This window comes from Haloferax sp. Atlit-10N, assembly GCF_003586325.1.
Classification (GTDB): domain Archaea; phylum Halobacteriota; class Halobacteria; order Halobacteriales; family Haloferacaceae; genus Haloferax; species Haloferax prahovense.
Map to the genome: position 1 here is coordinate 1 of NZ_PSYX01000063.1, position 747 is coordinate 747.

Annotated in this window: 1 protein-coding gene; it reads right to left on the reverse strand. The window is 58.9% G+C overall.

Annotated elements, in window-relative coordinates; all coding sequences use genetic code 11:
• Positions 1 to 747: UvrD-helicase domain-containing protein (locus C5B91_RS21180; RefSeq protein WP_147374905.1), on the reverse strand; the 747-nt coding region annotated here is incomplete at both ends.

Genomic DNA, 747 nt, shown 5'->3' on the forward strand with positions numbered 1-747 from the left:
GATGCTCTGTTTCCAGTCACCGACGACACAGACGTTGTTCGTGTCCGCGAGCAGGAGGGCGAGTTTGAACTGGATCTCGCTCGAGTCCTGGAACTCGTCGATCATCACGTACTCGAAGGCAACGTCGTCGCGGAGTCGGTGGTCGTCACAGAGCAGGACGAACGCGAACAGTTGGAGGAAGCTGAAGTTGAGGTAGTTGCGACTGAGCGCGAACTCCAGGTACTCGTGGTAGACGTCATGAATTAAGCTCTTGAGGCCCGCTCGCTGTTCCTCAAACGCCAGTCGTGCGACGGCAGCTGGAACTTGCTTCTCTCCCCATCCGCCACGGATCTCGTCTTCCTCGGGCGCATCTGGGAGGTAGCACTTGTTGTTACCGTAGCCCCCCAGTTTCGAGCGCAGCTTGGACTGCTTGTTCCCGTCGTTCCGTGGCTGATTCAGTTCGTCGAAGATCTCACGGAACGCCTCGAAGTCACCGTCGAGATATCGCTCGCCGTTCCGGTACCAGCCATCAGCCGTCGGGAAGACACCTTTCGCCGCGAGTTGATTGATCAACCCGAGGAGTTCGACTGGCACCTCGACGGCGCGGAAGAAGTCGTCGTACTCGGGGTGGTCGTCGCTGAATCGACGGATGAACTCGCGGAACTGGGCCTTCTCGACGTTCTCGTCTTCGAGGACACGCGTTGACCCCGTAATCCGATCTTCGATGCCGAGGAGCGTCGGGGCCTCGAAGCCGTGTTCCATGAGGAT